Annotated in this window: 13 protein-coding genes; 9 read left to right on the top strand and 4 right to left on the bottom strand. The window is 48.3% G+C overall.

From position 1 onward, the window contains the following. Positions 1-107 precede the first annotated feature (107 nt). From LN341_RS07895 to LN341_RS07885, 3 genes are read right to left on the bottom strand one after another with little or no spacing between them, the layout of a single operon-like run. Entirely contained in the window at positions 108-2,771 is a 2,664-nt protein-coding gene (locus tag LN341_RS07895) for an MlaD family protein (protein WP_234204741.1), read from the bottom strand. After that, entirely contained in the window at positions 2,758-3,948 is a 1,191-nt protein-coding gene (locus LN341_RS07890; RefSeq protein ID WP_234204730.1) for a paraquat-inducible protein A, read from the bottom strand. The genes LN341_RS07895 and LN341_RS07890 overlap by 14 nt, the downstream gene beginning before the upstream one ends. Before the next feature lie 51 nt (positions 3,949-3,999). Continuing rightward, positions 4,000-5,832: an ABC transporter ATP-binding protein gene (locus LN341_RS07885; RefSeq protein WP_046221223.1), complete on the bottom strand. Its 1,833-nt coding sequence runs from the start codon at positions 5,830-5,832 to the stop codon at positions 4,000-4,002. A gap of 84 nt (positions 5,833-5,916) precedes the next feature. Here LN341_RS07885 and LN341_RS07880 point away from each other — a divergent pair, with 84 nt between their 5' ends. The 4 genes from LN341_RS07880 (at position 5,917) to LN341_RS07865 (ending at position 10,040) form a co-directional block, all read left to right on the top strand. Further along, complete coding sequence (locus LN341_RS07880; protein WP_234204729.1) at positions 5,917-6,375, top strand: GAF domain-containing protein; 459 nt, start codon at positions 5,917-5,919, stop codon at positions 6,373-6,375. A 110-nt stretch (positions 6,376-6,485) separates the two neighbouring features. Continuing rightward, positions 6,486-7,124, top strand: coding sequence for an RNA chaperone ProQ (gene proQ / locus LN341_RS07875; RefSeq protein ID WP_046221221.1), 639 nt, complete (start codon positions 6,486-6,488; stop codon positions 7,122-7,124). Between the two features lie 17 nt (positions 7,125-7,141). Then, positions 7,142-9,145 (top strand): carboxy terminal-processing peptidase, encoded by a 2,004-nt coding sequence (prc, locus tag LN341_RS07870; protein ID WP_046221220.1) that lies wholly within the window; start codon positions 7,142-7,144, stop codon positions 9,143-9,145. 229 nt (positions 9,146-9,374) lie between these two features. Then, a complete protein-coding gene (locus LN341_RS07865) occupies positions 9,375-10,040 on the top strand; it encodes a lipocalin family protein (RefSeq protein ID WP_046221897.1) in 666 nt (221 codons plus the stop codon). Positions 10,041-10,139: 99 nt separating this feature from the next. Here the strand turns inward: LN341_RS07865 and pncB are convergent, their stop codons facing one another. Beyond that, positions 10,140-11,336, bottom strand: a complete 1,197-nt coding sequence (gene pncB, locus LN341_RS07860; RefSeq protein ID WP_370643717.1) for a nicotinate phosphoribosyltransferase — start codon at positions 11,334-11,336, stop codon at positions 10,140-10,142. Between the two features lie 421 nt (positions 11,337-11,757). On the opposite strand from pncB, the gene pepN reads away from it, so the two are divergent. The 5 genes from pepN (at position 11,758) to LN341_RS07835 (ending at position 21,797) form a co-directional block, all read left to right on the top strand. After that, positions 11,758-14,382 carry an aminopeptidase N gene (gene pepN / locus LN341_RS07855; RefSeq protein WP_234204727.1) on the top strand — a complete coding sequence of 875 codons (2,625 nt, stop codon included), beginning with the start codon at positions 11,758-11,760 and terminating at the stop codon, positions 14,380-14,382. 86 nt (positions 14,383-14,468) lie between these two features. Continuing rightward, positions 14,469-14,690 (top strand): DUF2835 domain-containing protein, encoded by a 222-nt coding sequence (locus LN341_RS07850; RefSeq protein WP_046221900.1) that lies wholly within the window; start codon positions 14,469-14,471, stop codon positions 14,688-14,690. Positions 14,691-15,110: 420 nt separating this feature from the next. Next, the gene (locus LN341_RS07845; RefSeq protein WP_234204725.1) at positions 15,111-19,940 is read left to right on the top strand and encodes an NAD-glutamate dehydrogenase; all 4,830 of its coding nucleotides are present in this window, start codon (positions 15,111-15,113) and stop codon (positions 19,938-19,940) included. Between the two features lie 45 nt (positions 19,941-19,985). Further along, the gene (gene pyrD / locus LN341_RS07840; RefSeq protein ID WP_234204723.1) at positions 19,986-21,008 is read left to right on the top strand and encodes a quinone-dependent dihydroorotate dehydrogenase; all 1,023 of its coding nucleotides are present in this window, start codon (positions 19,986-19,988) and stop codon (positions 21,006-21,008) included. A gap of 249 nt (positions 21,009-21,257) precedes the next feature. Continuing rightward, on the top strand, positions 21,258-21,797 hold the full coding sequence (locus LN341_RS07835) for a cell division protein ZapC (RefSeq protein ID WP_234204722.1): 540 nt from the start codon (positions 21,258-21,260) through the stop codon (positions 21,795-21,797). Positions 21,798-21,886: the final 89 nt, after the last annotated feature.

Raw genomic sequence — 21,886 nt, 5'->3', positions numbered from 1 at the left:
CAGTTGGAATGCTGGCGGCAAGTCTATAACAATCTGGCGGCAGGATAAAATAACAAGGCAAGTCTGAACGCTTGCCTTGTTGATGCTGGAGCGGGTTGATCCTGGTGCTATTCGGCTGGAATAGCGGTCCGCCATTGTTTCCATTCTGGTTTCGCTTTCTCGTGAAGCAAAAAGTGGGTCCCGGTTTGGGCCGGGGCTGAAAGCGGCTGGCCTTCGGGTGTTGCGAGCGCAATGCCGCCACGAACCAGGCTATCGACTGTGCCAGCCTGAATACTGGCACCTGTCAGACCGACGCTGACATCCAGACCTGAAGTGTTCCAGAATACGGTATCTGAGCGAACCAGATGGCGGAAATCCGGTTCAATATGCGCTTCTATCATCACTCGGTCTGCCAGCTCACCGAGCGTGACTTTGCTGACCTGGCCTACTTGTATGTCCCTGAACAGCAGAGGCGTCCCTGAACGTATCGAGGCACGGGTGATACTTTCCAGAATCACGGTCAGACCATCGAACGCTGTTTTTGCTTGTTCAGACAGCGCGAATGTCTGCCGGTAATTTCCATCACCCGGTTCTACTTCTATGTAGCTGTTTAACAGGCTGTCGAGGTTTTTGACGCCCGTGAGATCGACTTGAGGAGTGACCAGCCAGAAATGTGTTTTATCTTTTGTCAGCGCATCGGCATACCGGGAAAAAAGACGCGCATCGATCTGAACCAGACCGGTTTTAAAATCTGGCGTCAGGGACAACACTTTACCCACAGTGACTCCCTGATATTTGATATCTGTGCCTACGGATATGCCTTTGGCATGCTGCGCAGTCAGACTGATTTGTGTTCCAAACTCTTTTGCGTGTTTCAGGCTGCCAAACAGTTTGAACTGTTTGCCAACGCGGTTGGGAATGCCGGCCATATTATCAAAAGCAATGCCGCCTTTGAGCAGTGAGGTAACGGGACTGGCTTTGATATTCACACCGGACAAACCGGCTTCGATTTCAACACCGGACTGATCCCAGAAGACGCTGTCGGCTGTGACCAAATGGCGGTACTTATTCTGAATCGAGAGTTTTATTGTGACGCCGTCACGTGTTAATGCATAACCACTGACGTTACCAACGGGAAGGTTCCGGTAAAGCACCGGGCTTCCTTCATTGACAGAAGGAAGCGTGTCTGCAAAAAGTGCGACTGTGGTCGTGCCCGACTGCTGACTACTGGCCAGTTGGGCCAGTGCCCGGCTTTCAAACAACGGGTACTGGCTACGCATTTTTCCCGAGCCTTCGGAAGTGAAGGCAATGCTGTTACTGATTAACTGTTCGGCTGGCGGTACGGAGACTTTGATGCCGTCAGTACTGATATCGGCCTGAATCCCGCCATCAATAAAGAAACGACTCTGGCTTCGAACCAGGGAGGTGAATTCAGGTTTGATCATGATATCGAAGCGAACTTTTTCCCTTTCCAGGCTGACTTTTTTGACGCTTCCTACGACCATTCCCCGGTGTGTCACCTGCGTGTTGCGACTGATACCAATATTTTTGTCGGCGTATAGGTGTATGACCGCGGCCCCGGGACGTTTTTCTTCGAGCTGTTCCTGAGTGAATGCCTTAAAGTGCCGAGCGGGTTCACCCTCGCCGGGAATCAGCGTCAGATAATTGCCTTTGATCAGGTTACCGAGATTACTCACACCTTGCAGGGAGAGATTAGCCTCCTCCAGCAACAGGCTGGTGCCGGATGTCAGTAAATCACTCATACTCGGTTCAATCGCTGCATGAGCAATAATCCGCTTGCGCTGAGGGTCTAAACGCAAATCAGAGATCTGGCCAATCTGCAGGCCGCGATACACAATCGGCGCGCCGCCGGCGCTGATCTTATTGTCATCAGGCAATTCAACCGTAATGGCGATGCCGCGTCCCGCAGTATTCAGGTCCGGATACAGCCGGAACAAATGGTTGGGCTGGATGGGAAGCCCCTCATCCGGCGAATCAAAAGCAATCGCCCCGGCAATCAATGCCGAAAGGCTTTCAAACTGCACATCAACACCATTAAATCCGATATTGGCACTGACACCACTCACGTTCCAGAAGCGGCTTTTATTGGTCACCAGGTTGGCATACTGAGGTTGGATGAGAACGTCGATCAACACGCGTTTTTTATTGTTGCTGAGGGTGTAGTTATAGACTTCGCCAACAGGAATTTTTTTATAGTAAACCTGCGCCCCGATAGAGACAGAACCCAAATCGGGGGACTGAAGCTGAATGGTCAGTCCGTCACCCACGGGGCTTTCGGAGGGCTGGCTGTCTAATGCATTAAATTCCTGAGCCGGTTCTCCCTCGCCGGGGAGCAGCGCAATATAGTTACCCGACACCAGGGCATCAAGTCCACTGATGCCCGTGATTGAGGCTTTGGGCTTAACAAGCCAGAAACGCGTCCCTTTACGTAAAACCTGGACCGCTTCGGGATAGATATCGGCAGTCACATAGATACTTTGCAGATCATCAGACAATTTAACGTCCCGGACGATACCGACTTCCAGCCCCTGATAACGAATCATGGTTCTGCCCGCAACCAAGCCAGCCGCATCGTCAAAATGGATAGTGATTCGCTGGCCAGCTTCACTGACCGCCTGAATCACCAGCCATGCAGCCAGCCCCAAAGCGAGCACTGGTAAAATCCACAATGGTGATATCTGCCTGTCTCTTTTGACATTCACCGGTTGAGGCTGTTGCGGGCCGACAGGCGCACCAAAAGGCGACTGTGGAGGGTATTTATTGTTTGTCATAATTATCCCAAATCAGGCGAGAATCCAGACTTTCTGCTGCCAGCATGGTGAGCACGACAACGATTGCAAAGGCAATGGCTCCAGGGCCTGGGGTAAAATCCAAAATCTGTCCACGATCAATGAGTGAGACCATCAAGGCAATAACGAATAAGTCCATCATTGACCATTTACCAATCCATTGAATGATACGGTAAAGCCGCATTCTGTATAAATGATTGATCTTTCTTTTACCGTGGATGCACAGAAGTATAAATGCAAGCCCCAGTATTTTTGCAACGGGCACAACAATACTGGCAAAGAAAATCAGAATGGCGATGCCTTCCATACCGGTATTGATGAGTGAGGCAACGCCAGAAAGAATGGTGTCTTCAATCCGTTTTCCGTTGTTTAAAAATATTGAGATTGGGTAGATGTTGGCCGGGATGATAAAAATAGCTGCAGTGATCAGGTAAGCCCATGTTTTCTGAATAGAAAAAGGTTTGCGATAGTGAGTTGGGCAATGACAGCGCTGGCAGGTGTCTGTTTCTCCCAGGCTTAAATGACAGTTGTCACAGTGTAACTTTAATGCCGGGACTTTATGATCGGTTTCAGGTTGCCAGGCTTCCCAATACCGTTTGACATGAAAGCGTGTGAGCATGATGACCATGAGTATTTCCATCATAACCAGGCAAAACAGACCTGGGCCGACATAAATATCGGCATAATCTTTCACTTTGAAGCAGGCGATGCCCAGACTGACCAGAAAAACATCAAACATTGCCCAATGTTTCAGGTGTTCTATACACCACATCGAGTACTTAAAGAGGCCAAGCTGGCGCTTTGCCAGGGCAAACTGAGCACCGAGCACCGACAGGAAAACCATGAAAGGTGCGATTGTGCTACAGAACAGTATTAATAGCGCAACGACAGGGTAATCAGACGACAGCGTCAGTGCGCCAGAGGGTAAGGTGGCGGGTATCATGACACCAAACAGGCGGATCGTGATTAAAGGATAGAAATGCGCCGGAATGATTAATATCAAGCCGGCGACAGCAAGCGCCAGATCCCCGCGTATTGATGGCATACCGCCACGATACATACGAGATTCACAGCGAGGACAAAACGCGCTTTGTCCTCTGGCAGTCACTTTGGGTGTCAAAAGTAAATCACAACTAGGGCAGAGTCTTACCGTTGACATGAATGTCCATCCTATCTGGAGCCGTTAACCTGTTGAACTGGCATCACTATATTATTTTGAATTGAGCCTGGCTACTGTCAGGTTCTGATTGTTTATGTGATGTTCAGCATCGCTGGATTGCGCTGTGCCATACAGGGTCTGATACAGGCCTGTTGTATTCACCAGCTCAGTGTGTGTGCCCGTCTGGCTGACCTGACCATCTTCGAGTACATAAATAAGATCAGCCTGCTTCACCGCAGAGAGCCTGTGCGCCACGATCAGGGTTGTCCGATCGGCCAGGAAATGGTTCAACGCAGTATGCAACGCAGCTTCTGTGGCTGTATCCAGAGCTGAGGTTGCCTCATCCAGAATGACGAAATCCGGATTGGTCAGAATCATCCTGGCAATCGCGAGCCGTTGCCGCTGCCCTCCGGAAAGACGAATACCCTGACGACCAATCTGGGTGTCCAGCCCGTCACTCAGCCGTTGCGTAACATCGGAGAGCTGTGCAATTTCCAGCGCCTGCCAGAGTTGTTCGTCGTTGTACTCAGCGCCCAATGACAGATTATGGCGAAGCGTATCATTGAACAGCACGGGTTGTTGCAAAACAACGGCCATCCTTTCCCTGAGTGCTTCATAACTGACGTCTTCAACCGGATGACCATTGATCAGTATATCGCCACTGTCTTTTTGATAGATGCCAAGGAGCAGTTGGATCAGCGTGGATTTTCCGCCACCGGATGCGCCCACTAATGCAACACGTTTTCCTGCAGGTAATGAGAGATTCAGACCATTCAGAACTTTTTTATCTTCGTCATAGGCAAAGTCCAGATGATTGATCTCAATGGCAATCTGTTTATGGCCGGAGAAGGGATCCACTTTGGCCTGAGGACGAACCTCTTCTTCCAGTGCAATCAGCTGGTTCAGACGCTGCATAGCGGCCGAAGCACCGTACCAGGCAAATTGAATACCCAGCAGTTCCTGAACCGGGCCCAGCATAAACCACAGATAACCAAATACCGCGAACATCTGGCCAATGGTCAAATCGCTGAACAGTACCATGAGCATGGCTCCGGCACGGAAGAGTTCGAATCCAATCAAAAATAAAAGAAAGGATATCCGCCCGGCGGCTTCCGACTGCCAGGCATATTTGTCGGCATTGTCACGGATACCATCTGCATGTTCTTTCAGATTTTTCAGAAAATCGCGTTCACGGTTTGCGGCTCTGAGCTGGTAAATACCATCCAGTGTTTCAACCAGCCGCTGCTGGAATTTTTCAAACGCTTGGTTCTCTTTGCGCTTCAGGTGCTTGACTCTGTTTCCCATTTTCCGTGATGCATAAATCACAACGGGATTGACCAGCAAAATGAACAGCCCCAGCTCCCAGTTCAGCCACAGCAGTACCACGGCTGTCCCGAGCACAGTCAGTGTACCAATCAGAAAACGGCTTAGCGTGTCGCCCACAAATTTATCGATGGTTTCAACATCGGTAACCAGATGAGAGGTAATACCACCGCTGCCGCGCTCTTCATACTGACGCATGCTGATTCGGCCCAGTTTATCAATCAGATGCCTGCGCATCTGGTAGGTGATCTCTTTGGCAACTAAGGTGAACTGGCGGCTTTGTAAGATATTCAAAGCTTGGCTGGCTGCGCGCATCACGACGACCAGCAGGAGAACAAGAATGATGTAGGCCGCCGGTTGTTGCCAATCGGACGGCAATAAGTGGTTTAATAAGGCGATTCCTTTTCCGGGCTGGTCAAGCAAAATCTCGTCGACCATCAGCGGCATCAGCAGTGGAATCGGGACGCTGACCAGCGTGGCAATCAGGGCGATGATATTGGCAGCAATCAGTCTTTTTTTGTGATGTTTTGCTTGCTTTATCAACCATGACCAGTTAATCATTTGATTCGTTGAGCCTTTCACAGTGATAACGATTCCTATTACGATGCAAAGGTGGCATTTTAACGGCTATATATGGAGTAAGCCATGGAAAATAAATCTGCATTCTACCGCCGTTTAACCCAACAGGCTGTGGCAATCGTTGACGGTGAACCCGATGTAATTGCTAATATTTCTAATATTAGTGCTTTACTGAACATGGAGTTAGAGGATATTAACTGGGTTGGTTTTTACCTGCTGAAAGATGACCAACTGGTTTTAGGGCCATTTCAGGGTAAACCTGCCTGCGTGCGCATCCCTGTCGGTCGTGGTGTTTGCGGCACTGCAATCTCAGAAAACAAAGTTCAGCGTGTCAGTGATGTTCATCAGTTTGAGGGCCATATTGCCTGTGACGCTGCCAGCAATTCTGAGATCGTGATTCCATTCTCAGTGAAAGGTAAGTTGTACGGTGTGCTGGATATTGATAGCCCAAGTCTGTCAAGATTTGACCAGGAAGACGAAAACGGGCTGGTTTCACTCATTGAGGAACTACAAATTAAGCTCTAATTGCATGCTTTCGGTGGTTTTTCAACATCAGGTAATTATAATAGCCCGCACTTATTGGTTTTATTTAAAAGCACTAACAGCGAGGTACTCTCGCTTTGTCAGGAAAGTCCATGGAAAACTCTGAAAAGTTAACGAACAGTAAAGAAGTGATTGCCTATATTGCAGAGCAATTCCCGAATTGTTTTACTGTTGAAGGTGAAGCTAAGCCATTAAAAATTGGTATCTTCCAAGACCTCGCTGAACGACTGAGTGATGATCCGAAAGTCAGTAAAACTCAGCTGCGAGCCGCACTTCGTCAGTACACTTCTTCTTGGCGTTATCTTCATGGTGTTAAAGCAGGCGCTAGCCGTATTGACCTTGATGGCAATGAGTGTGGTGTGTTAGAACAGGAACATGTCGATCACGCGCAAAAGGCGTTAGAAGAAAGCAAAGCGAAAGTACGCGCCCGTCGTAAAGAGCAGGCAGCGGCGAAAGCGGCCGCTGAAGGTGATGCTAAGCCAAAGAAAGTTCGGGAAAAATCATCTAAACCTAGAAACGTTAAGCCAAAAACGTCTAAGCTAGATAAGAAGCCGGTAGAAACAACACGTGCTTTATCTTCTGATGAAGTGACAGTGGGTAAAGATGTCAGTGTCAATATGGGCAATGGCAACATGCCGGCAACCATTGTAGAAATTAATAAGGACGATGTGCGTGTCCGTCTGACTAATGGCCTGACCATGGTTGTGAAAGCGGAGCACCTGCGTTCATAAAGGAGAATGCTCGACGTATGAAATGTCGATTCCGTTTCTCACTGATTGCTGCCGGTATCATGCTGGCAGCATCAGCCCAGGCCTTGGAAGCCACACATACACAAAGTGAATTGCCTGTTTTGACCCCGGAAAAACAGCATGCGACCGCCAGTAAGCGTGTAGCCTCACGGTTTACCCGTTCTCACTATCGCCAGTTCTCACTTGATGATCAATTTTCTGCCAACATTTTCGATCGCTATCTGGAAATGCTGGACTTCAATAAAAGCTTCCTCACACAATCTGATATCAGACAGTTCGAACAGTGGAAATATCAGCTTGACGACCAGTTAAAAAGAGGTGAAACAACAGCCGCTTACGATATCTTTAATACGGTATTGAAGCGCCGTTTTGATCGTTACCAGTATGCGTTGACCTTGTTGGACAAACCGATGTCTTTCAATGTCAATGAAGACATCGTGGTCGATCGTTCAGAAATGCCATGGCCGAAGGACAGGGCAGAGCTGAATGAAATTTGGCGCGAGCGTGTCAAATCGGATGAGCTGAACCTGAAACTGGCCGGTAAAGACTGGAAAGACATCCAGGAAACGCTAAGTAAACGCTATAACAACGCGTTGAAGCGCCTGACCCAAAGCCACAGCGAAGATGTATTTCAGCTCTATATGAATGCGTTCGCGCGTGAAGTAGACCCGCATACCAGTTATCTCTCTCCTCGCAGTGCTGAACAGTTCCAGTCAGAGATGAACCTGTCTCTGGAAGGGATTGGTGCTGTGCTTCAGGTGGATGATGAATTCACTGTGATTCGTTCTTTAGTGGCTGGTGGCCCGGCATCCAATTCTAAAAAACTGTCTGCAGGAGACCGTATTATCGGTGTTGCTCAGGATGGTAAGGATATGGTTGATGTGGTTGGCTGGCGACTGGATGATGTTGTTCAGCTGATCAAAGGGCCAAAAGGCAGTAAGGTCCGTCTGGAGATTCTACCAGAAGGTGCGAATGCCAAGAGTTACAGTGTCACTATAGTCCGGGATAAGATCCGCCTTGAAGACAGGGCAGCCAAGTCATCGGTAGAAACCTATCAAGGCCGTAAAATTGGTGTCCTTGAAATCCCGAGTTTCTATGTCGGTCTTTCCGAGGATACCAAGAAAGAGCTGGCGAAATTAAACCAGCAACAGGTTGACGGTATTGTGATTGACTTGCGCAATAACGGTGGTGGTGCATTAACGGAAGCAACGGCATTAACCGGTTTGTTCATCAACAGTGGCCCAGTGGTTCAGGTGCGTGATAGCTATGGTCGTGTGAAAGTGAATGGTGATTCTGATGATCGCGTTTACTTTGACAGCCCGTTAACTGTGCTGATTAACCGTTACAGTGCCTCTGCGTCTGAGATTTTTGCTGCAGCAATGCAAGACTACGGTCGTGCCGTTATTATCGGTGAACAGTCATTTGGTAAGGGGACAGTCCAGCAGCACCGTTCTCTGAATCATATCTATGATCTCTTCGATAAACCGCTAGGTCACGTACAGTACACGATTCAGAAGTTTTACCGCATTAATGGCGGCAGTACGCAGAATCTGGGGGTTGTACCGGATATCAGTTTCCCGACTGCCATTGATCCCGCGGATACGGGTGAAAGTGTAGAAGATAATGCGCTGCCGTGGGATAGCATTAAGCCTGCAGGTTACCAGAAACTGTATGACTTCTCTCCGCTATTGCCTTCGTTACGCGCTCAACACGAGCAACGTATCAAGAACGATATGGAGTTTGGCTTTATTTTCGATGATATAGCCAAGTACAACGCAGAGAAAGATAAAAATGCCTTGTCTCTGAACGAGAGTAAGCGTCGGTCTGAGCAGGATCTGGATGAGAAAGAGCGCTTGGAGCGCTTGAACGCACGCCAGAAAGCTTTAGGTGAGAAGCCTTTCATTGCATTGAAAGACGTGCCTAAAGATTATGAAGCGCCTGATGCTTATCTGGATGAAGCTGTCGCAATCACGGCCGATTTAGTTCGGGAAGAGCAAAGCTAAAGTGATTCAGATTGAATGACCATACAAAAAACGGCGCTTTCTGCGCCGTTTTTCTTTTTTATAACAGTGTGTTAGTTACGCTCTGAACAAGGCTGATGTTGATGTCTGGCCGTGTCTCATAGTTGAAACAAGCTGTTGAATACTTATGACAAGTATCAGATTCGCGCGCGAGACATGTCAATGAGGGCTAATTTGATAGAAGGGGCTGATACTTCTTAGGGGTACTATCATGCTGCGAGCCGTTCTTTTATCATTTGTTCTCAGTGTTTTTACATGGAGCAATACTGCAGCAGCCGATGAGCTGACTGAATTTGACTACCCACTGCTGTTAGGAGACTGGTATTGGTTCAGTACGACTGACGAAGGCGTAGAGAGTGAGGGGGTCAACTATCGCGCCATGAATATTAAGTTCAATTCGTCTTATCATTTTAAAGTACGCCTGCTTCGTACTGATGGACTGATCGATGAGTGGGGCGGAAATTATGACATTGATGAAACGACGCTTACCATGAATTCTGCCAACCAGCCCTCCCAGCAACATGAATATGTGTTGAGTTATAACCAGTTTCTTTTAGATGGTGCGCGATTTACCAAACTGGCACCTGAAAATTTACCGGGTCAATGGCGTTCTTCTGCGATAGGCGGTAAGGATGTAGACAACAGCGTGACAGAGCTGAAGCTATCGCTGCGTCCGGATTTTTTATTCTCCGCACAGGTGATTGGAAAAGACGGAAAGCGTAAAGAGCACAAAGGCATCTACTACCTGGAAGATGACAGGATTGTGCTGATTTACGAAGATGGCCAGCACGACAGTCACTTTAAGCTGGGCGGAGACAATACCTTAACCCTGACAAATAAACAGTTTGGTATGGAAGCTGTGATGCAGCGTCAATAACACCTTATCTATCTTTTAAATGTTACCTTGTTACGCGTCATTGTCATAAAAAGAGAGGCTTTCGCCTCTCTTTTTGTCTGCGTAATACTTGCATGCAGCTCAGTCATTGGCCAGCTTGAAGGCTGCACGGAGTTGATCCAGATAGGCTTCATCCTGACAGATACTTTTGCCGGGTTCATCTGAAATTTTGGCCACCGGGCGGCCTTCACATTCGGTCAGTTTCAGGACGATGTTTAAGGTATCGACATTGGGTAAGTCGCACGTCATATTCGTCCCGATACCAAAGCTAATTTGGATACGCTGAAAGAAGTGCTGATAGATTGCCAGTGCGCGCTCTAGCGTCAGGCTGTCGGAAAACACCAATGTTTTGCTTTTCGGATCAATCCCCAGCGATTGATAGTGCGCAATGGCTTTTTCCCCCCAAGCTATCGGGTCACCACTGTCATGACGAAGACCACTGAAGCGATTCGAAAGACGCAGATCGAAATCCCGCAAAAATGCCTCCATGTTGATACAGTCGGTCAGGGCGATACCTAATGAATCCGGGTATTCCTGAAGCCAGCGGTTGAGTGCTAACTGCTGGGAGTCAGCCAGTTCGCCGGCCAGTTGTTGATGCGCCTGGAACCATTCATGGGCCTGGGTGCCAAAAGGGGTTAAGTGTCGAGTTCGGGCCAGGTGGTAGTTTGATGTACCACTGAACTGAGGGAAATGCGCTTTCAGGTGATCGACAACGGCATAGTGCACGGCTTTAGAAAATCGGCGCCGGGTGCCGAAATCGACCAGAGAAAATTCGCTGATGTCCGTATCGGCAGCCAGCACGTGAAAACGAGACAGTTTGTGTTTGAGTTGCTCAATCGCCTCTTCAGGTGAGGCATCAGGATAGCGATGACGACAGCGTGTTTCGCAGATAATGGCAAGCAGGGGAACTTCCCACAAGATGATATCCAGCCATTTACCTTCTATGCGTATAGTGAGCTGTTCATCGTTTTGATCGATGATGACCTGCGCGGGATCAAGGCGAAACTGGCTTAAATAGGCCAGATAGTCGTGCTGGAAAAATGGCAGTGTGGCTAAGTAGTCAATTTCTTCTGGGGTAAAACGCAATTCACCCAGATGAGCAATTTGTCTTTTGATTTCAGCCAGGTAAGGCCTGAGATCTTCGCCACTGCGGCAACGAAACTCGGCGGCAGCGGTCACATCCGGGTAGAGGTGAAAAATCGCTTGCTGCATGTGGAGTTTATACGCATCGGTATCAAGCAGTGAATCGATGATCCAAGGTTGCATCGTTTGGTTCATATTACAGCTTCATTCCTGTTAAAGAGGCTAAAATCAATATATTGGGGTAGAGGAGGTTGTCCGTCGGTGTCATTGTTGCGCGACGCGACACAGGTAACAATAGAGAAAGATAAGATTTTCACCTCAAGTGCTATCTGCTAACATTTTGTCTTAACACAGTGTAAAGATAATTAGCGACCAATTATACGTATTCACATCAAGTATAGTTGATGCGATTTCAAGAATTCTTGTCTTACCTGGAACGGTGTGTTTATGGCACATGCTTCACGCTGACTTTACCTGCACCATACCCGCTATCATAACCTGAAGTTGGGGTATGCTAATTTTTCAGTTCCGCAAACAATGTTTCATCGATTGAATGATCGAAGCCTGTTCATTGTTTTGTGGCAACTGCCCATATGGATGATGAAGGAAGGACTTTATGGCCGATCAACCGAATGTTGCTCAACCGACAGCGAAGTACCGTGCTGATTACACTGCGCCGGATTTTACGATTACCGATATTGATCTGGTGTTTGATCTGCAAGACACGGCGACCCGTGTTGTTGCTGTCAGTCAAGTGAAGCAACAAACTCAGGGGGTAACATCACTTGAATTAGACGGTGATGATCTGGTTTTGCGTCGGTTGGAAATCAATGGTGAAAGCTGGCCACATTATGAAGAAACGGCAGAAGGTCTGCTGATTCGTCAATTGCCTGAAGCCTTTGAACTCACTATAGAAACAGAGATTAATCCGGAAGCCAATACCGCGCTTGAGGGTTTGTATAAATCTGGTGGCGGCTTCTGCACACAATGTGAAGCGGAAGGTTTTCGTCGCATTACGTTTTATCAGGACCGCCCGGATGTGCTGGCTCGCTTCACCACCAAAGTGCTCGCAGATAAAGCGAAATATCCGTATTTGCTGAGTAATGGTAACAAAGTGGCAAGTGGTGAGCTGGACAATGGCCGTCATTGGGTTCAGTGGCAGGATCCGTATCCGAAGCCTTGTTATCTGTTCGCCTTGGTGGCCGGTGACTTCGATGTGTTGCGGGATAATTATAAAACCGTCAGTGGTCGTGACGTGGCGCTGGAAATCTTTGTCGACAAAGGCAATCTGGATCGTGCTGAGCACGCCATGCAATCGCTCATCAATTCGATGAAGTGGGACGAAGAGCGCTTTGGCCTGGAATATGACCTGGATATTTATATGGTCGTTGCGGTTGATTTCTTCAACATGGGCGCGATGGAAAACAAAGGCCTGAACATCTTTAACTCTAAATATGTGCTGGCAAATCCGGCAACAGCAACAGACACGGATTATCTGGGTATTGAAGCTGTGATTGGCCATGAGTACTTCCACAATTGGACCGGTAACCGCATTACATGCCGGGACTGGTTCCAGCTGAGCCTGAAAGAAGGGTTGACGGTATTTCGGGATCAGGAGTTTTCATCGGATCTGGGTTCCCGCCCGGTTAACCGGATCAACAACGTTCGCGTGATGCGTGGACCACAATTTGCCGAAGACCGCGGTCCGATGTCGCATCCGATCCGTCCTGAGAAAGTCATCGAAATGAACAACTTCTATACCTTGACTGTGTATGAAAAGGGCAGTGAAGTGATTCGGATGATGCATACGCTGCTGGGTGAAGCGGGTTTCCAGGCCGGTATGAAACTGTATGTCGAGCGTCATGACGGAACAGCTGCGACATGTGACGACTTTGTGCTGGCAATGGAAGAGGCTTCGGGTGTTGACCTGAGCCAGTTCCGTTTATGGTACAGCCAGTCAGGTACACCGCTGGTCAAAGTCAGCACCGAGTATGATGCAGATGCCAAACGTTACCTTGTCACGGTTCAGCAGCATACGGCACCCACAGCCGGACAAGCAGACAAACAGCCACTGCATATTCCGTTTGATATTGAACTTTATGACAGCAAAGGTCAGGTGATTGAGTTACAGCGTAACGGTGAAAAGATTCATCATGTACTGAACGTCACTGAGTCTGAGCAGACCTTTGAATTTGATCAGGTCCATGAGCAGCCTGTGATTTCCATGTTACGTGAATTCTCGGCGCCGGTTGTGCTGGAGTACGATTACAGTGACCAGGAGCTGGTCTTCCTGATGACCCATGCCCGTAATGAGTTTGCACGCTGGGACGCTGGTCAGATGCTGCTGGCGAAGTACATTCGCAGTAATGTGGCCGCAGTACAAACAGGGGAAGAGGTGGTTTTCCCTGAAACCGTGGTGGATGCATTCCGCGGAGCGTTACTGGACGAAAAACTCGATCCTGCCTTTATTGCTGAAATGCTGACGCTGCCCAGTGAGAATGAAGTGGCCGGTTGGTATGACCTGGTTGATGTTGATGCAATCCATGCTGTGCTCGGACAGCTTGAAACGCTTCTTGCAACAGAATTGGAAGATGAACTGACCGCCGTTTATCATTCATTGAAACAAACCAGCTATAGCATTGAGCATGACGCAATCGCCAAGCGTGCGTTACGTAATCGCTGCCTTGCTTATCTGGCATTGACAGCGCAGGGTGAAAAACTGGTGTCAGCCCAGTATGAAACGGCTGACAATATGACAGATACGATGGCTGCTATGTCGGCGGCGAATGAAGCACAGCTGGCCTGCCGTGAATTGCAGATGGCAGATTTCAGTGACAAATGGACGCATGACGGCTTGGTCATGGACAAATGGTTTATTCTTCAGGGCAAGAATCCGGCGGCAAACGCTCTGGATAATGTGCGTGAGACGATGCAACATCCAGCGTTTAGTTTGAAGAACCCGAATCGTACGCGCAGCCTGGTCGCAAGTTTTTGCGCCAATAACCCGGTTAGATTCCATGCGAAAGACGGCAGTGGCTATCGTTTCCTGACTGAGATACTGACAGCCTTGAATACGTCAAACCCGCAACTGGCCTCGCGCCTGATTGAGCCTTTCCTCAAGTACCGCCTGTATGATGAGGAACGCCAGGCGTTGATGCGTGCCGAGCTGGAGAAACTGGCCGGTTTGGACAATCTGGCGAGAGATTTGTTTGAGAAAGTGGAAAAAGCACTTGAACAATAAGGCAGGTCTGTTTTAATCAGAAGGCTCCTCCGGGAGCCTTTCTTTTTTATTCGACCCATTTTATTCGATCAAGCAGGCTTGTTTGCATGAAGAGATACACCTTTTCAGTCAACATTCCCTATCACATCTATCTGCAGCATTACTCAGGTGCTGCCAGCTCAGTGCTGGTTCATACCGACGAGGGACTCAGGCTGCAGCTCCCGGCCGTCAGACTCCGGCCTTTCCTCAGTCAGTTGGGTATAAAAGGGCGTTTTCGGGTTGTCGTCAGCGCGGAAAACCGCTTTGAAAAGTTGGAGAAAATCGCTTAAAACCTGTCTTTAGTCGGAAATTAACAAATATCCTACATAATTATGCGAAACTGGTTTTTTTATCTGTTGCGAATAAAGTATTTCATATTCACCTGCCTGGGATTTTGATTCGTTTCGCGGCTAGAAAAAAGTTTATATTTTTAGATGGTTAGACCAAAAAGTGCGTGTAACAGCAAGTTATCGCATTGGAATTTTTGTCTGCCGGCGGGTATCAAGTCAAAACATCTACCTTAGTCACATATTCGATTTTTTCTTCAAAAACCAGAGTAATTAACGTAACCATTTGGCAACAAAACCCCCTACAATAGCTTTCGAGTCAACAATACCTCGCCAGAGAGAAGTTTTTTAGCGCTGAACTCAGGGCGTCGTTATAAAACCCTATACTAGATTGATAAAAGTAATAACGATGGAGCATCTGCTATGACCGCACCTGACACAATAGTGCCGGTACTGCTTGAAAAAGTGTATGGCTTAATCCAGGACAAGATAGAATCCCCTCAGCAGTCATTAGTCGAAGTGTTTGCTCAGCGATTGTTAGGACAACTGGCAGATGATGATCTGCTTCAACGGAATGAATCTGATTTGTATGGTGCCGTACTGAGCCTCTGGCACCATCTGGTGCAAAACAAACCTGACCAAATTTCTGTTCGTGTTTATAACCCGACATTGAGTCGATACGGCTGGCAGTCAACCCACACGGTAGTGGAAATTGTGACGCCGGATCATCCGTTTCTGGTCGACTCAGTCCGAATGACATTAAACCGTCTGGGTATTGCCAGTCATTTGATGTTCAATGGTCCGTATTTCTTCAAGCGTGATGATCAAGGGGTGATCATTGAAGCATGTGGAGAATCCGGCGATTTGCAAACCTTATTCCACATTGAGGTTGACCGTCTCTCTGACAAAGCTGAGATGGATGCTCTGAAAAACGAACTTGAGCAAGTCCTGCAAGATATTGAGCTGGTTGTTGATGACTGGCAAGCCATGCAGAGCAAAATGCTGGAGATTGCAGAAGAACTCAAATCAGCGAACTTACCGGTAGAGAAGAGCCACCGTGAGGAAGCGATTGAGTTTCTGGAGTGGGTCACCCGGCATAACTTCACCTTCATGGGCTACCACCAATATGATCTGGTGCCAGTGAAAGGGGACTTTGAATTACGTCCGTGCGACGAGAAAGGTCTGGGCCTGCTGAGTAAACCGGGGAAAGCCCGTTCACTCATGCTGTCTGACCTGCCTGAATCGGCGCGCGTTGAAGCAAGAAAACCCAACTTACTGATTCTGACCAAGAGTAACGGTAAGTCGAAGATTCACCGTCCAGCCTATATTGATTACATCGGTATTAAACGTCTGGATAAAGATGGCAATGTCGTTGGTGAACATCGCTTCACTGGGCTGTATGCAGCAACGGCTTATCATCAGACAGCGATGAACATTCCGCTGATCCGCAACAAAGTGGTTCGTATTCTGAAGAGCAGTGGCTATTCAGAGGGCTCCCATTCCTGGAAAGCGATGAATAATATCCTGGAAACCTATCCGCGTGATGAGTTGTTCCAGGCCAGCGAAAAAGAAATGCAGGATGTGGCCAGCGGCGTGGTCAGAATGCAGGATCGTGATCTTCTGCGTTTGTTTGTTCGACGAGATCCTTTCGGTCGCTTCTTCTCTTGCATGGTTTATGTCACCCGCGAGCGTTATAACACCGAACTGCGTATTAAGACTCAGAAAATTTTCCAAGAGTATTTTGGCTCTAAACAAAACGTGGATTTCACCACGTTCTTCTCAGAGAGCCCACTAGCGAGAACTCATTATATTGTGCGTGTAGATAACAACAACTTTGATGTAGATGTAAAAGCGATCGAACGTAATCTGGTCGAAGCGGCTGCTTCCTGGGAAGATCGTTTAATTGATTCACTGATCTCAAACTTCGGTGAAAATCAGGGCACCCCTCTGGCGAAAAACTACGCGCGTGCTTTCCCGCGTTCTTACAAAGAACAAATGCTGCCTGGTTCCGCGGTTGCTGACATTGAACTGCTGGAAAGCCTGAGTGAAGACAAAAAACTGGGCATGCTGTTCTACCGTCCGCAGGAAGTCGCAACAGATTCACGCTTTGTGAAGCTGAAACTATATCATCGTGACGAGCCAATCCATCTGTCAGATGTGATGCCGATGCTGGAAAACCTTGGCTTGCGTGTGATCGGTGAATCGCCATACGAGATCGTGACAGCGAACGGGACCGTATTCTGGATCCTCGACTTTGCAATGCTGGTGAATGGTTGCAACGATATTGATCTCAGCGATGCCCGTGATCGTTTCCAGGAAGCATTTGCGGCTATCTGGCACAGTGAACTGGAAAGTGATGGCTTTAACCGTCTTCTGTTTTGTGCAGAGCTGACCGGCCGTGAAATCACGATTGTTCGAAGCTACGCTCGCTATATGCGCCAGGTTGGTTTCCCGTTCAGTCAGCAATATATTGAAGATACACTGGCGAATCACGCTGATTTAGCGCGTGATCTTGTGGATCTGTTCGCGCTTCGTTTTGATCCTGCGACTAAATTCAGCGCGAAAGCTGAAGAAGCTTTGATCGCGAAAATGAATGAGAAGCTGGAAGAAGTCGAAAGCCTGGATGACGATCGTATTATCCGTCGTTACATGGAAATGATTCTGGCGACCCAACGTACGAACTACTATCAGACTGATGAACAAGGCCTGCCGAAGCCATGGCTGTCGCTGAAACTGCGTCCGTCAGAAATTTCGGAAATTCCGGCACCTGTACCTTTCTTTGAGATCTTCGTATACGCGCCAGATATTGAAGGTGTGCATCTGCGTGGGGGTAAAGTTGCCCGCGGTGGTTTGCGTTGGTCAGACCGTCAGGAAGATTTCCGTACCGAAATCCTGGGCCTGGTGAAAGCACAACAGGTGAAGAACACTGTTATCGTCCCTGTGGGTGCAAAAGGCGGATTCGTTTGTAAGCGTCAGCCGCAGATGACGAGCCGTGAAGAAATCCTGGCTGAAGGTCAGCGTTGTTACAAACGCTTCATTCGCGCACTGCTGGATGTCACGGATAACATCATTGAAGGCGAGATTGTTTATCCAAGCAATGTTGTTCGTCACGATGAGGACGACCCATATCTGGTTGTTGCTGCCGATAAAGGCACCGCGACCTTCTCGGATCTGGCGAACTCGGTCTCAGCGGATTATAACTTCTGGCTGGGTGATGCTTTTGCCTCTGGTGGCTCTAACGGTTATGACCACAAGAAAATGGGCATCACGGCGAAAGGTGGCTGGGAATCGGTTAAGCGTCATTTCCGCGAGTTGGGCATTGACTGCCAGACCACAGATTTCACCTGTGCTGGTGTTGGTGACATGGCCGGTGATGTATTTGGTAACGGTATGTTGTTGTCTAAACATACGCGCCTGGTGGCAGCATTTAACCACATGCACATCTTCCTGGATCCAAACCCGGATTCAGCCTCCAGCTGGGAAGAGCGTAACCGTCTGTTTAATCTCCCTCGTTCAAGCTGGGAAGATTACGATGCCAGCCTGATCTCTGAAGGGGGCGGTGTATTCTCGCGTCGCAGCAAGTCGATTAAGCTGTCGCCACAAATTCAGAAACTGCTAGGCACGCGCAAGCAAAGCCTGACACCAAACGAAGTGATCAAACTGATCCTGACGATGGAAGTGGATCTGTTGTGGAACGGCGGTATCGGGACTTATGTGAAGGCTGCCAGTGAAACACATGCAGATGTCGGCGACCGTGCTAATGATGGCCTGCGTGTGAACGGCGGTGAGTTGCGTGCCAAGATCGTTGGTGAGGGCGGCAACCTGGGTATGACTCAGCTGGGCCGTGTCGAGTTTGCGATCAATGGCGGACGGGTCAATACCGACTTCATCGACAACGTGGGCGGTGTAGACTGCTCCGATAACGAAGTGAACATCAAGATCCTGCTCAATGGTCTGGTGGCTGCGGGTGATCTGACTTACAAGCAACGCAACCTGCTGCTTGAGCAGATGGAAGATGAAGTGGGCGATATCGTACTGGACGATGCGTACACCCAAAGTGAGTCGATTTCTGTGACTCAGCATCAGAGCGTACAGTTACTGAAAGAACAGATCCGTTTCATTCATCATCTGGAGAAAGAAGGTAAGCTGGATCGTGGCCTGGAGTATCTTCCTGATGACGATACACTGGCTGAGCGCGAGAAAGACGGCATTGGTCTGACACGTCCGGAACTGGCTGTCCTGGTTGCTTACGGCAAGATGGTACTGAAAGAAGAACTGGTCACTGAAGAGATCACTGAAGATCCTTATCACAACCGTCTGCTGCCGGCATACTTCCCGAAAGCATTGCAGGAAAAGTATCGTACTCAGATGGAAAATCACCCTCTGAAAGGAGAGCTGATTGCGACCTCGCTGGCCAACCAGATGTCTAACGAGATGGGGTGTAACTTTGTGACCCGTTTGCAGGAAGAGACCGGTTCGACTGTTGCGGAAATTTCTTCTGCTTATTCAGTAGGCCGCGATGTGTTTGGCTTTGAGCAGTTCTTCGAGCAAATCCGCGAACTGGATAACAAAGTCCCTGCACATGTCCAATACGAGATGATGTACCGTTGTCGTCGTATGCTGCGCCGTATTACACGTTGGTTCTTGCGTAACCGCGATCGTAAGATGGGCATTGAAGAACAAATTGCATTCTATCAGCCAACGCTGAATAACCTGCGTGACAATCTGGAACAGTATCTGGTGGCAGAAGAAGTGCAGGAGCATAATGATCAGGCGAACAGCATGATCAATGAAGGCGTGCCGGCACAGCTTGCACACAATATTGCCCGTTTGAGCAGCCTGTATTCTGCTATGGATATTGCGCAGAGTGCGAAAGAGCTGAACAAAGATGTTGGTTTTATTGCTCGGGTTTACTTTGTGCTTGGCGCACAGTTATCACTGCACTGGTTCCTGCAGCAGGTTCACAATCAACCGGTTGAAAACCACTGGCAGGCACTGGCTCGTGCTTCTTTTCGTGAAGATCTGGACTGGCAGCAACGTCAGCTCACCTCTGCGGTGATCGGAGCAGGCAAGGGCAATGAAAAACCTGAAACGCTGATTGAGATGTGGATTGAGCATCATCACTCCGCCATTCAACGTTGGGAAAGTGTACTTGCTGAATTCAAGGTGGGTACAGCCCATGAATTTGCAAAATTCTCCGTTGCAATGCGTGAATTGGTGCTATTAAATTTGAATTGCAAACCAAATCAGTGAATAATCTAGCCCCGTTTATACGGGGCTTTTTTTTAAGGAGGTATAATGATTTACCGCCTCGCGCGTTCGGCCATGTTTCAGCTTGATCCTGAAAAAGCGCATGATTTGGCTATTAAGAACTTTTCTCGCTTCACCGGTACACCTCTCGATATTTTTTACCGTCAAAACCTCCCTGATCGTCCTGTTGAAGTCATGGGACTCAAGTTTAAAAACCCTGTTGGTCTGGCCGCCGGCCTGGATAAAAATGGCGAATGCATTGACGCCTTTGGTGCGATGGGCTTCGGATTTGTTGAAGTCGGTACTGTGACGCCTAAACCTCAGCCGGGAAATGACAAACCGAGACTTTTTCGGGTAAAGCCTGCAGAAGGCATCATCAACCGGTTCGGTTTCAACAATAAAGGTGTTGACCAGCTGGTCGAAAATGTAAAGAAAGCCACGTTTGACGGCATTATCGGTATCAACATTGGTAAAAACAAAGATACACCGCTGGAGAAAGGGGTAGACGACTATCTGATTTGTATGGATAAAGTCTACGAGCATGCGGGTTATATCGTTGTGAATATCTCATCACCGAATACGCCCGGGCTGCGTAATCTGCAATACGGTGAGGCATTGGATGATTTGCTGACGCAATTGAAGGGCAGACAGAAATCACTGGCCGAGAAATTCGGCAAATATGTACCGCTTACCCTGAAGATCGCACCCGATCTTGAAGATCACGAGCTGATCCAGATTGCCGATTCATTGATCCGTAATGAGATTGACGGTGTGATCGGAACGAACACGACTCTGGACCGCACCCTGGTACAAGGCATGCCACATTGTGATGAGGCAGGCGGCTTGAGCGGCCGTCCGCTGCAGCACAGAAGCACAGAAGTTATCCGCATGCTCAATCATGAGTTAAAAGGCCAAATTCCGATTATCGGGGTAGGCGGTATTGACTCAGCCATTGCTGCGAGAGAGAAGCTGTTAGCCGGTGCCAGTTTGGTCCAGGTATATTCAGGCTTTATCTATCATGGCCCTAAACTGGTGAAAGATATCGTGCTGAACTGTGATTTACGATTATGAGTGACACCGTCACTCAATGATCGGATTTGCCGATCCACAGCCATCACAATGACTAGCGCCCACTAAGAAGTGGGCGTTTTTATGTTTCAACTTCAGGAAAGGGAGTAATTTGTCAAAATTACAGAGGCTAACACCATGATCTTACATATTTTTTCCCCTTTTATTTTATCACTTAGTTAGTACAATTCTTTTTACGTACTTAATTTTCTTGCTTTGATCACAGTTAAGACACTGACATTGGAGCCTATCGTGTTAAAACCAAATAATTCGTGGACGTGGTATTACGACCAGAAGAATGACTCTTTAATGCTCGACCTGGGCGAAGAGATGGTTTTCCGCGTTTCAATTCCGAGTAAACATCTGATTGCTTGTGCTTTCAGCCGCTGCGAATTTACGGTTGATGATGCAAGCACCTACCAAACCTATCTCGAAAGTATTTCCGGGCTGGATTTATCCGCGCCACGTAAGGTCGAACTGGCCTTAAATGCTGTCGCTGCCAGTCGCTTCCATAAGCCAATGATGCCTAAAAGCTGGTTTTTTTCTCAGCAAGAGGGGGCTTATACACCTTATAACGGTGAAATTATTGGGTTAGACACCGATTTTGGCTCAGCCCGCTATCTGGTGATTGAAAACAGTGGTTGCGCCAGTCTCTGCATGCTGGCTGATGTTGAGCCACATGTTCTGACATCAGGGAAGGAGCTCGAATTTTGCGGCATTATCAAAGTCATGAATGACAGAATGCAGGCCATTCACTTAGACGCAGAACTGGGTTTGGCGCTGGTAGGCTGATTGTTTGTCTGGATATCTTATTCAGCAAAGCATACAGAAACAGGCTTACCTCATCATTGCAGCTCCCCTTAACGTTTCATCTGTTTCGC

The organism is Photobacterium sp. TLY01 (genome assembly GCF_021432065.1).
Lineage (GTDB): Bacteria > Pseudomonadota > Gammaproteobacteria > Enterobacterales > Vibrionaceae > Photobacterium > Photobacterium halotolerans_A.
The sequence above is the reverse complement of the archived record's forward strand: the minus strand, read 5'-3'. Positions and strand labels throughout refer to the sequence as shown.

What these genes read in the sequence shown, in the direction of transcription:
- LN341_RS07895 (WP_234204741.1), bottom strand. Translation starts at nt 2,771, where the DNA reads ATGACAAACAATAAATACCCTCCACAGTCGCCTTTTGGTGCGCCTGTC.
- LN341_RS07890 (WP_234204730.1), bottom strand. Translation starts at nt 3,948, where the DNA reads ATGTCAACGGTAAGACTCTGCCCTAGTTGTGATTTACTTTTGACACCC.
- LN341_RS07885 (WP_046221223.1), bottom strand. Translation starts at nt 5,832, where the DNA reads ATGATTAACTGGTCATGGTTGATAAAGCAAGCAAAACATCACAAAAAA.
- LN341_RS07880 (WP_234204729.1), top strand. Translation starts at nt 5,917, where the DNA reads ATGGAAAATAAATCTGCATTCTACCGCCGTTTAACCCAACAGGCTGTG.
- proQ (WP_046221221.1), top strand. Translation starts at nt 6,486, where the DNA reads ATGGAAAACTCTGAAAAGTTAACGAACAGTAAAGAAGTGATTGCCTAT.
- prc (WP_046221220.1), top strand. Translation starts at nt 7,142, where the DNA reads ATGAAATGTCGATTCCGTTTCTCACTGATTGCTGCCGGTATCATGCTG.
- LN341_RS07865 (WP_046221897.1), top strand. Translation starts at nt 9,375, where the DNA reads ATGCTGCGAGCCGTTCTTTTATCATTTGTTCTCAGTGTTTTTACATGG.
- pncB (WP_370643717.1), bottom strand. Translation starts at nt 11,336, where the DNA reads ATGAACCAAACGATGCAACCTTGGATCATCGATTCACTGCTTGATACC.
- pepN (WP_234204727.1), top strand. Translation starts at nt 11,758, where the DNA reads ATGGCCGATCAACCGAATGTTGCTCAACCGACAGCGAAGTACCGTGCT.
- LN341_RS07850 (WP_046221900.1), top strand. Translation starts at nt 14,469, where the DNA reads ATGAAGAGATACACCTTTTCAGTCAACATTCCCTATCACATCTATCTG.
- LN341_RS07845 (WP_234204725.1), top strand. Translation starts at nt 15,111, where the DNA reads ATGACCGCACCTGACACAATAGTGCCGGTACTGCTTGAAAAAGTGTAT.
- pyrD (WP_234204723.1), top strand. Translation starts at nt 19,986, where the DNA reads ATGATTTACCGCCTCGCGCGTTCGGCCATGTTTCAGCTTGATCCTGAA.